This window comes from Filifactor villosus, assembly GCF_042652965.1.
Lineage (GTDB): Bacteria > Bacillota > Clostridia > Peptostreptococcales > Filifactoraceae > Filifactor > Filifactor villosus.
Window position 1 is genome coordinate 1 of sequence record NZ_JBHSHL010000031.1, and the last position, 10,725, is coordinate 10,725.

Annotated in this window: 9 protein-coding genes; all 9 read left to right on the plus strand. The window is 44.6% G+C overall.

Annotated elements, in window-relative coordinates; genetic code table 11:
* Positions 1-151: 151 nt before the first annotated feature.
* A complete protein-coding gene (gene tsaE, locus ACFO4R_RS08005) occupies positions 152-628 on the plus strand; it encodes a tRNA (adenosine(37)-N6)-threonylcarbamoyltransferase complex ATPase subunit type 1 TsaE (protein WP_379788563.1) in 477 nt (158 codons plus the stop codon).
* 75 nt (positions 629-703) lie between these two features.
* On the plus strand, positions 704-2,422 hold the full coding sequence (locus ACFO4R_RS08010; RefSeq protein WP_379788564.1) for a sigma-54 interaction domain-containing protein: 1,719 nt from the start codon (positions 704-706) through the stop codon (positions 2,420-2,422).
* Positions 2,423-2,728: 306 nt separating this feature from the next.
* A complete protein-coding gene (locus tag ACFO4R_RS08015) occupies positions 2,729-3,409 on the plus strand; it encodes a gamma-glutamyl-gamma-aminobutyrate hydrolase family protein (RefSeq protein ID WP_379788565.1) in 681 nt (226 codons plus the stop codon).
* Between the two features lie 16 nt (positions 3,410-3,425).
* A complete protein-coding gene (locus tag ACFO4R_RS08020) occupies positions 3,426-4,343 on the plus strand; it encodes an ABC transporter permease (RefSeq protein WP_379788567.1) in 918 nt (305 codons plus the stop codon).
* Between the two features lie 12 nt (positions 4,344-4,355).
* On the plus strand, positions 4,356-5,684 hold the full coding sequence (locus tag ACFO4R_RS08025) for an ABC transporter permease (RefSeq protein WP_379788568.1): 1,329 nt from the start codon (positions 4,356-4,358) through the stop codon (positions 5,682-5,684).
* 38 nt (positions 5,685-5,722) lie between these two features.
* Entirely contained in the window at positions 5,723-6,754 is a 1,032-nt protein-coding gene (locus ACFO4R_RS08030; RefSeq protein WP_379788572.1) for an ABC transporter ATP-binding protein, read from the plus strand.
* Complete coding sequence (locus ACFO4R_RS08035) at positions 6,735-7,706, plus strand: ABC transporter ATP-binding protein (protein WP_379788569.1); 972 nt, start codon at positions 6,735-6,737, stop codon at positions 7,704-7,706. Before ACFO4R_RS08030 ends, ACFO4R_RS08035 begins: the two co-directional genes overlap by 20 nt.
* A 225-nt stretch (positions 7,707-7,931) precedes the next feature.
* Positions 7,932-9,683 carry a peptide ABC transporter substrate-binding protein gene (locus ACFO4R_RS08040; protein WP_379788570.1) on the plus strand — a complete coding sequence of 584 codons (1,752 nt, stop codon included), beginning with the start codon at positions 7,932-7,934 and terminating at the stop codon, positions 9,681-9,683.
* An 828-nt stretch (positions 9,684-10,511) separates the two neighbouring features.
* Positions 10,512-10,725 (plus strand): hypothetical protein (locus ACFO4R_RS08045; protein WP_379788571.1); only part of this gene is annotated, 214 nt, incomplete at its 3' end.

The following is a 10,725-nucleotide window of genomic DNA, read 5'->3' on the forward strand; positions in this document are numbered from 1 at the left end:
ATTCATTTGGCATCGATCGTTTTATGGTTAAGATGCCTTGTTTAATTTGTGTAGACACGCTCTAAGACTTGAAGGAGTGCACATGGACTGTGATATAATGGAAAAATAGCAAATAAAGATAAGGAAAGAAATATAAAAAGGGATGAGATACTTGAATATCAGTAAACTATTGAGAAATGAAGAAGAAACCCTGGAGTTCGGAAGGATGATAGGCAAGAATATGGAAGAAGGTATCCTTGTTTGTCTGAACGGAGATCTGGGTGCAGGAAAGACCTGTTTGACCAAGGGCATCGCACAAGGTCTTGAGATAGAAGAAGATGTGACCAGCCCTACCTTTATCCTGGTCGAAGAGTATGAGGGTAGACTTCCCTTGTATCACTTTGATGTTTACCGTATCGACGATCCGGAGGAACTGTATTTTATAGGCTTTGAAGAATATCTTGGCAAAGAGGCCGTCGTTATCATAGAGTGGTCAAGCAGGATCGAAGAGATCCTTCCGATTGAGCGCTTGGATATCGATATCAGCAGGACGGGAGAGGATGAGAGGGAGATTACCCTGAGTGCGGTAGGTGAAACGGCGCAGGCTCTGCTCCGTCGTTTGAAACAAACCTGCTCTGCACAAGAGTAAGCGTCGATGAAACTATATTTGTTTTAGTGTATTTATAGTCCTTTGAGGACGATGGGGTATAAAGGGGTGTTTTTGTTGAATATACTAAACAGAATATATGAGAAAATACAACGGCATATCGATCTGCTCTCCGAATGGATGGATATGGACATCTATGTGGTTGACAGCGACTTGTTGAGAGTGAACGGAACGGGCATCTATAAACGGATGCTCGGCATCGTCCTGCCCAAGCAGACATCCAACGGATGGGTCACACAAAACAGGCAGAGGTTGATCATTCTCTATCCCGGGGAAGAAGTGGTTTGTGAGAACTGTCCCATGAACCTATCCGATAACTGTGGAGGCGAACTTTCAGTTCATGAGCCTATCTTTCTTGACGACATCTTTATCGGAGTCGTGACGATAGCCTCTCACTACGACGAGGCTTCAAAGGAGAGGATGAAGGAGAATTTGGACAGGATCATCCATTCTGCGGAAGAATTGGGCAAGGACATCGGAGAGATGGCTATGGACGCCTTGTTGAAATCCTGTTTTAAACAGTCTATGGAGAGAAGCGATTATCCGATCCTCATCACCAATCAAAGCGGTAAGGTTTTGAACGTTTTGGGAGCGGGTGCCGGAGGATATTATCGAGGAGATACGATTTGGGATATCGTCCCGAAGAACGAGGACCTTCTTACTCCTCAAAACGAAGGAAAGGAAATAGAGATCAATGCAAATCTCAGTTTGTATTGGAAGGAAGTCGGGATAAGCGGTGATCAGAGGTACTATTCCTTCTTTTTCAAGAGTGCGGAAACACACCCCGGAATGAACAGGGAGATCCAGGCGGGCCCTGACAAACAGTGGGGGAGATTGATAGGGAACAGCGAAAAGATCCGAAAGATAAAAAACGTGATCCATCAGGTGGCAAAGTACGATTCCAATTGTCTGATTTTGGGAGAGAGCGGAACGGGGAAGGAAATGTTTGCAAAGCTGATCCATGATCTGAGCAACAGAGAGAAGGAGAATTTTGTATCGATCAACTGTGCGGCAATTCCGGAGAGTCTTTTGGAAAGTGAGCTGTTCGGATATGAGGCGGGCTCGTTTACCGGAGCGAATAAAACGGGAAAGAAGGGTTTGTTTGAGAGCGCCAATAAGGGGACGGTGTTTTTGGATGAGATCGGAGATCTCCCCCTGCACCTTCAGCCTAAGCTCTTACGCGCGATAGAAACAAAGCGGTTCAAGAGGGTAGGCGGGGTGCAGGATGTCTATGTCGATATTCGTTTTATTGCGGCAACAAACCACAACCTCACCGAAAAGATCAAGGAAAAACAGTTTCGAAGCGATTTGTATTATCGTCTATGCGTGCTTTTGGTCGAGGTTCCTCCCTTGAGAGAGCGTTCGGATGATATTATCTCCCTGTCAAACTTCTTTCTGTCAAGATATAGCAGAAAGTTCGAAAAAAATGTGGAGCGTCTGTCTCAAGAGGTGATCCGTTTGTTTTTCCTGTATCGTTGGCCGGGAAATGTCAGGGAACTTGAAAACGTGATAGAGTACGGGGTGTCAATGGAAAAAAGCAGTGTTCTCACATACGCAAGCCTTCCGCCGGCCTTTCTGATGAGCGTCAACGATCTTGATGAAAAGAACAAACTTTCGGTTCAGGAGTTTAAGGAGAGGACGCTGGAATCTCTGCTCCTACAGTATGGAAACGACATGGGCGCCAAAGAGAAAATCGCTGCCGAGATGGGGATAAGCCTATCCACCCTGTATCGTTATCTTAAAAGGATGAAAAAAACTTCGCATTTTGAGAAATAAATAAAAAACATTGTAAAATCAAAGATTATACAATTATCAAAATGAGAAATCAAAATGAGAAAAAGCAACTTTTTCTACTTTCGAAAAGTGGAAGGGGTTGTTTTTTGTTTGTCAAAAAATCTCTTGGAGAAAGACGGGATTTGATTACAAGACTGTGATTTGAAGGCGAAAATCCGAAAAACAAGGGTTTGTGGCAATTCGACACGAAAAACACAGAGTTCTTCAAACGGGTTTTAAGACTGTTAAGGTATTGGCACAGGAATTGCTTTTTATTTACAGCAAAGAGATAGGAAGGGAGGAGTGCCGATGAGACCGTTGATAGGTATGATACCTTTTTGTGAGGAGGTCGGAGACAAGGGGGAAGATGAAGAAAAACTCGTTAAGGAAACCTTGATGAAATATGCTCAGGAACTACATAGGTTGGGGGTACTTCCTGTCATATTCTTTGAAGATATCGATCGGAATGATATCAGAACAATGGATGCCATCCTCCTCTATGGAAGATGGAAGGGAAGAGGAGAGGGGTTTGGAGAATTGAAAGAAAGAGAGAAGTATCGACTGATATTTTCCGAGACAAATTCGCCTCTACTCTGTGTGGGTCAGGGCTGTTCCGTCCTAAATCACCTCTGTGACGGAAGGGTATCTCAGGGGATGCAGGCTCACACCCCAAAAATTCCCGGAGCCGTATTGCCTGAGCAGGACATAAGAGTGTATGAAGGAACAAAACTGTTTGAGTGCATCGGAAAGTCTTCCATGATGCAGGAGGTCAAGGTGGATGCCAGAACAAGAAAGATAGGTGAGAATCTCCGGGTAAGCGCCATGAGCGGGAATGGAGATATTGTCGGTGTGGAGGGAGTAGAGGAAAGATTCATCCTCGGCATCGAATGGGATCTGATCGATGAAACGAAGGAAGAAAAGTTATTGAGCGACGAAAATTATTTGATATTGAGCGTTTTTATTCAAATGACGATGAAGTATTCTTCGTAAAGGGGGAAGTGGTACCATGATAAAGTACATCTTAAAGAGGGTCGTTTCGGCAGTAATCACCATGTTATTCATCATTACGATAACCTTCGTCTTGATGAAATGTATACCGGGAGATCCGTTTATGGACAAAAAGATGCCCAATCCCGAGATCCGTGCTGCAATGTATGCCAAATACGGTCTGGACAAGCCTTTGTTTACGCAGTATATCCTCTATCTGAAAAATTTTGTAAGAGGAGATTTCGGAGTCTCTTATACCAGAGCGGGTTTAACGGTTCAAAAAATCATAGGAGACGGTTTTCCCTACTCTCTGGTGATAGGGATCTACGCCACCTGTCTGGTCATTTTTATAGGGATTTCGATGGGGATCATAAGCGCCTTGAAACAAAATAAACTGATCGACCGTCTGTTGATGATCTTAGCGACCCTGGGTGCAACGATTCCGAGTTTTGTTTTAGCGACGGGGTTCCTGTTTTTGTTCAGCAAGACTTTGGGGTGGGTTCCTGCCTTCGGAGTTCCCAACCTAAGAGGTTATATCGGACCGGTCATAACCATAAGCGTGTTCTCCATCGCCTTTGTGACAAGGCTCACCAGAACATCGGTCTTGGAGGTGTTGCAGCAGGATTACATTCGAACTGCCAGATCGAAGGGGATATCGGAGTTGAGGGTCATCGTCATTCATGCTCTTCGAAACGCACTTCTACCCATAGTGACCTATTTGGGTCCCATGATGGCAGGGATTTTGACAGGTTCCTTCGTCATAGAAAAGGTATTCGGGATACCCGGCATAGGAAGTCTGTTTACATTGAGCATTATGAACAGGGATTATACGATGATCATGGGTATTACAGTGTTTTTTGCCATTATATTGATATTTGTGGTTCTGTTGGTGGATATCCTCTATGTCATCATCGATCCGCGCATCAAATATGACTAAGGGGGTGCTAGCATGAGAACAGGCAGTATGGAAGGTACAAGATGGGATGCGCTCGACAGCACGAAGAAGGACTCCGATCAGATAGGAAGACCGAGTTTGACATTTTGGCAAGACAGTTGGAGGAGGCTTAAGAAGAATAAGAGTGCGATGATATCCTTGTTTGTCATTGTTTTTGTCATCCTCTGTGCAGTGTTTATACCGTTTTTCTGGCCTCTTTCTTATTCAGAACAAAGGCTTGAATTTGCAAACATTCCTCCCGAGATCGACGTCTATGATGTCGGTGCAGGCAACTATGTCTATATTACGAGCGAGTACAAGGCCATAGAAGTCGACAAAAAGGGGCAATTGATCAAAATGGCGGATTTGATCAAGGACGACAAGACGGAAAGAACCTACTTGTATAAGGTGGACGGAAGGTCGATGCTCGTCGATTACGGGGTTTATTTTAAGGCAAAACAGGAGTTCATTCTTCTGGAGCGTTCGGTGAAAGAAGGGGAGAAGTTTCCTGCTACAAAGGCGGCATATCTTAGAGAATACTATGGAGACAAGGCCGAGGATACGATGGTTTCTCTGAAGGAGGCCGAAGAGATACTGAACAATAAGATAAAACGTTTTCAAGTCATCTACGATGACAAGGAGATCAGTTCCTTCAAAACGATTCGAAACAAAACCTATATTTGGGGGACCGATACCCTTGGAAGGGATATGTTCATCCGTGTCGTGTATGGTGCGAGGATGTCTTTGCTCGTCGGGATCGTTGCGGCTATCGTCAACTTCATCATAGGTGTTTTTTACGGAGGAGTTGCCGGTTATTTCGGAGGAAGGGTCGATCATCTGATGATGAGGTTTGTCGATACGATCTATTCTATTCCCATGATGCTCTACGTGATCCTGTTGATGGTTATTTTGGGCCCGGGTTTGAAGTCCATTTTGATAGCGATGGGGATCACTTATTGGGTGAATATGGCAAGGATCGTGCGTTCGCAGGTCCTGAGTATGAAGGAACAGGAGTTTGTTCTCGCGGCGCGACTTTTGGGAGTATCTACTTTTAAGATCCTGACAAGACATCTGATTCCCAACATCATGGGCCCGATTATGGTTGCAATTACAATGCAGATACCCAGTGCGATGTTTACCGAAGCCTTTCTAAGCTTCATAGGGCTTGGAGTTTCCGCACCCAAGGCATCTTGGGGCTCCTTGGCCAACGATGCCCTGCCCGGGCTCTATACCTATCCGTATCAGCTGTTTTTTCCGGCCTTGGCGATGTCGGTGACCATATTGGCCTTTAATCTTTTGAGTGACGGTTTGAGGGATTCTTTGGATCCGAGACTGAGAAAATAGAGTTCGAATAACACTAAAGGAAGTGGATACTTATGAGCTTGGAATATTTGTTGGAAGTGAAGGGCTTGAGGACCTCGTTCTTTACCCATGTAGGTGAAATAAAGGCCATACGAGGGGTGGATTTTTCCATGGAAAAAGGAGAGATCATAGGGATTGTGGGAGAGTCCGGAAGCGGAAAGAGCGTAACCTCCCTATCGATCATGCAACTTTTACAATATCCGGGAAGGGTTATAGGAGGAGAGATCAACTTCAAGGGAAAAAACATACTTGACTGCTCCAAACAGGAGATGAGGAAGATAAGAGGAAATGAGATATCTATGATATTTCAGGACCCTATGACATCTCTGAATCCTCTTTACACGGTGGGAAAGCAGATTGTTGAAAACATCCTTGAACATACGGAGTTAAACAAGGCGGATGCGAAGGAGAGAGCGATCGAGATGCTTAGGATCGTGGGGATCCCTGCACCCGAAGAGCGTTACCGAAACTATCCTCACGAGTTTAGCGGTGGAATGAGACAAAGGGCGATGATAGCAATGGCGCTGTCCTGTGACCCGAGTCTTCTTATAGCGGACGAACCTACGACGGCCTTGGACGTAACGATACAGATCCAAATATTGGACCTGATTAAACAACTGAACCAGAAACTCGGGATGTCGACAATATTGATTACACATGATTTGGGTGTTGTAGCGAATATGTGCAGGAAGATACTGGTCATGTATGCGGGAGTTATACTGGAGGAAGGAAGTGCTCATGATATCTTCTATCGTCCGAAGCATCCTTATACAATGGGATTGTTAAAGTCGATACCCAAGGTGAGCGGGTCTCAAAAGGAAAGGTTGCTTCCCATACCGGGAAGTCCTCCGGATCTGTTGAACCCTCCTACGGGGTGTCCCTTTTGCAACAGGTGTGAGTTTGCGAGAAACCTTTGTGCACAGGAGATGCCTCCGTACTTTAAGGAAGGGCAACATCGGGCGATGTGTTGGCTTCTACATGAAGATGCACCGAAGATAGAAGGATATGAAAGGTTGAAAGGGGGTGTGGGAAATGGAAAAGCGGTTGGTTGAAGTTAAGGACCTCAAGAAGTACTTTGTTCGAAATGAGGGGATATTCGGGAGAAAGAAGACCTATATCAAGGCGGTGGATAATGTGAGCTTCCATATCAAAAAGGGAGAAACCTTGGGTTTGGTAGGAGAATCCGGCTGCGGAAAATCTACTACCGGACGGACTTTGATACGACTCTATGATGTGACGGGCGGAGAGGTCATCTACGACGGAAACGATATATCGAAACTCACAAACAAAGAACTTCAACCTTATCGAAAGAAGATGCAGATGATCTTCCAGGATCCTTATGCGTCCTTAAATTCGAGAATGACTGTCAGTGATCTGATCGGAGAACCCATCGATCTGTATGAGAAGAAAAACAGAAAAGAAAGAAGGGAGAGGATATTTGAACTTCTCGACTATGTGGGACTTCAGGAAACACATGCAAATCGATATCCGCATGAGTTTTCGGGAGGACAGAGGCAGAGGATAGGGATAGCAAGAGCCTTGGCTGTAAGACCGGAGTTTATCATCTGTGATGAGCCGATCTCGGCCTTGGATGTATCGATCCAGGCACAGGTGGTCAATATGTTGGAGGAACTTCAGGAAAAGTTGGATCTTACCTACCTCTTTATTGCACATGATCTGTCCATGGTTAGACATATATCCGACAGGATAGGGGTTATGTATCTGGGCAATCTGGTAGAAGTAGGCGACAGTGAGGAAGTCTATAAGCATCCCCTCCACCCTTACACCAAGGCCTTGCTTTCAGCGGTACCGATCCCTGATCCCATCCTATCGGAGAAGATAAAACCGATCATGCTGGAGGGGGATGTCCCCACTCCGATCAATCCTCCAAGCGGATGCAGGTTCAATACGAGGTGTCCTTATGCGGAGCAACGCTGCAGAGAGGAGTTTCCACACCTGAAAAAGGTCGGTGATAGCCATGAAGTTGCCTGTCATTTGATATAAGAAGATGCAAGGAGGGAAGAGGGTTTTATTCAGAGGGTAGCAGAAACAAGGAGTATTTAAGGAGATGTTGAACAATTTAAAAAAAGGGGTCACAACCGGCTTTGTATGAAGGACATATTCCACGCAACCATTCGTTTAACGGGAGTTCCATTATCATCAGATCAAGGACGAAGGCAAGGTGTACTCTTATTGCAGCATTTCCGGTGAATTCAGGGAGGTAGAACAATGAAAGAAAAACGAAGATTTTTAGCAATGTTGACAGCACTGATGCTGATGTTTTCCATAGTAAGCTGTGCACCTACGACCGACCAGGGTGCAAACAGTGAAGCGCCCGAAGCGGAACAGACCGAAACTGAACAAACGCCTTCCTCTTCAGGAGGGACCTTGGTTTGGAATATAGGTTCCGAACCAAAGACCTGGGATCCTCAGATCAATACATCCGGAGCGGGAGGACACGTCATCATCAACCTCTATGAAGGTTTGATGCGTGATACTCAAGACGGAATCATGAAGGCTCAGGCACAAGATTACAAGATAGAAGCAAACAGCGAAGGAGTTGAAAATACACTCTATACCTTTACTCTAAGGGACGACTTAAAGTGGTCGGACGGAAAACCCGTCACAGCACATGACTATGAATATGCGTGGAAGCGTGCGGCGGATCCGAATCTGGCATCCCCCTATGCATTCCTGGTGACGGACTACATCAAGGGAGCCAAGGAGTATTTTGACGGAGTGGGAAAAGCGGAAGATATGAAGGTCAAAGCCTTGGACGATAAGACTCTGCAAGTCGAATTAATCAATCCTACGGCATATTTCCTAAATCTCATCTCGTTTTTCACCTACATGCCGGTCAGAGAAGATATGGCAACGACGGGAGAAGGATGGGAGAAGGATCCTGCGAAATGTATTACGAACGGAGCCTTCAAACTCTCCGAGTACAAGATAGGATCTCATTTAACCATGGTAAAAAATGAGGAGTATTGGGATAAGGATAATGTGTCCCTCTCTGAGATCAAAGCCTTGTTTATCACGGATGCGACCACATCTCTTCAAGGTTATCAGGCGGGAGAGATTCATATCACCTCTCTTTTGCCGAGAGAAGAAGTTCCCAAACTGTTGGCGGAAGATCCCAACTTTTCGAGCGAAAAAGGACTTGGACTTACGTATTACGCTATCAATGTGGATAAGGAACCTTTTAATGATGTCAATGTAAGGAAGGCACTTGCATTGGCGATCGACAGAAAGACCCTGGTGGAGCAGGTCAGAAGAAGTGGAGAGATACCGGCGGCTGCGTTTGTGGCACCGAAATTTAAGACATCGGACGGAAAATCCTTCCGACCTCTTGATGAAAATGAGATGGTAGTACCCGAGTTTGAGATCGATCCTTGGGCTGCTCAAGTAGACAAGGCAAAAGAATACTTGGCGAAGGCAGGTTTTCCGGATGGCAAAGGTTTCCCGGAATTTGATCTGGTCTACTACATCCGTACCGATGAGCAGAAGGTGGCTGAGGCCATCCAACAAATGTGGGAGAAAAATTTGGGCATCAAGGTAAATCTCGTCAGTGTAGAAGCTTCGGTCTTCAATGCGGAGCAGTCCGCAGGGAAGTACTCCGTGTCGCAATCGGGATGGTCGGCGGATTATAACGATCCGATGACCATGCTTGCACTGTTCACATCCAACGGATTGAACTCCTGTCACTGGAGATGGAAGGAATATGCAGGAAGTCCTCATGACAAGATCCTTAATGAGAGCAACAAGGCCTATGATGAGCTCGTTGCCAAAGCGATCGTAAGTACAGGAACGGAAAGAGATGATATTATGAAGGAAGCGGAAAAAGTATTGATGGATGAAATGATCATTATCCCGCTGTACTACGAGAGTTATACCCAAGTTCTGGATAGAACCAAGGTAGACGGTCCGGGAAGAACACCGATCGGACAATGGGACTTCAAACCGTATAAGATGATAAACTAAAAGGTTTAGTGGCAACAGCACACAATTCGAAGAGACGGACCAAAACGATCCTGTGCAGAAGGGGAAGATCTCACAAGTGTGTATTTTACACGATAGTTATACTCTGAAAAACGACAGTGGGATTGTATGCCCCTGTGCAGTATTTCTTAGCCAAACCGTCATATAAGAGTACCCTCTCTTATATGTCCCTCCTTTATCTCCGGTTGTTTACAGCCGGAGATATTTTTATAGACCGCAGGAGCATATGTGTTTTGGGTCTAATCCAAGACCTGATTATACGTTTAATACTATTCTCCAATAGAAGTATGGATATATCTGTTTTTCAACCCACGAAAAATCGGTTTCTCTTCTATGGGTCAAAGATTGTTTATATCTACAATTCAAAGGAAGAATAGTATAAATTGCCCGCTTATCAGTCTATTTATCGGACACGAAGTCCAAGGTCTTGAGACGATATACCCGGTGTAGTTGCACGTTGAAATTCAGGGTAATTCCGACTTTGATAGGAACTCTTTTGGTTTATAACCGAGATAAAAAATACAGATAAACATCAATATATAAGTATACTGACACTCTATCGTTATACAGCTTAAGGTGATACCGCATAATTCTAAAAAATCAGCATAAAATCACTTTTGTATGAAGGATGATATTCTTGAAACTATTGATATGACAAACCTTTGTGTTTTATCAAATCGAAGAAAAATTGGAAATTTGACTTTGTGCGGTGTTTTCCAAGCAGTTGGAATTTCATAATCATATCGCCGGTTGTATTGATCTTTACTCTTACTCGGCCTCCTTTTACATTTCTTCAACGGAAGAATAGTTATGTCCGATTTGCAGGTGCTCAGCAATGCAAGAGGCAACAGCATATCCTTCTCTGAAGTAGAAATAACTTTTTCGCTTTGTGTCTATATTGTACACAAGAATAATCCTGCAAAGAACTTGACAAAAATCGTAAGGGTTGGTATGATAATCCCGTCTTTGACAGTTTTAGAATCGAAAAACCCACCAAACACATTGCAACTAAATGTATTGGCGG

Coding starts and splice junctions, on each gene's coding strand:
- ACFO4R_RS08015 (WP_379788565.1), top strand. CDS start 2,729: ATGAGACCGTTGATAGGTATGATACCTTTTTGTGAGGAGGTCGGAGAC.
- ACFO4R_RS08020 (WP_379788567.1), top strand. CDS start 3,426: ATGATAAAGTACATCTTAAAGAGGGTCGTTTCGGCAGTAATCACCATG.
- ACFO4R_RS08025 (WP_379788568.1), top strand. CDS start 4,356: ATGAGAACAGGCAGTATGGAAGGTACAAGATGGGATGCGCTCGACAGC.
- ACFO4R_RS08035 (WP_379788569.1), top strand. CDS start 6,735: ATGGAAAAGCGGTTGGTTGAAGTTAAGGACCTCAAGAAGTACTTTGTT.
- ACFO4R_RS08040 (WP_379788570.1), top strand. CDS start 7,932: ATGAAAGAAAAACGAAGATTTTTAGCAATGTTGACAGCACTGATGCTG.